Below are 239 nucleotides of genomic sequence, written 5' to 3' on the forward strand. Positions count from 1 at the left end.
ATCAACATGGATGTCGATACCGGCCTCACCTGCGGCTCCCTCACCCATGCCTCGCTCTACTTCGACTGCGCCAGCGGTGCTGCCTGGACATTCCAGCCGCCCTCCGACCCCGACATCCGCGCCATGGTCATCGCGGAGCTGTACCGGCACACCACCAACGGCCAGCCCACATGGAAGCTACGCGCGGTCGGCCAAGGTTGGGCCGACGGCCTCGACGGACTCGCCCGAGCCCACGAAAC

The 239-nt window shown here is 66.9% G+C and carries 1 protein-coding gene; it reads left to right on the forward strand.

Translation table 11 applies throughout. The annotated features are described in order from the left end of the window. Window positions 1-239 (forward strand): TerD family protein (locus J0695_RS39865; protein WP_206969714.1); only part of this gene is annotated, 239 nt, incomplete at both ends.

This window comes from Streptomyces beijiangensis (assembly GCF_017315755.1).
Taxonomy (GTDB): Bacteria; Actinomycetota; Actinomycetes; order Streptomycetales; family Streptomycetaceae; genus Streptomyces; species Streptomyces beijiangensis.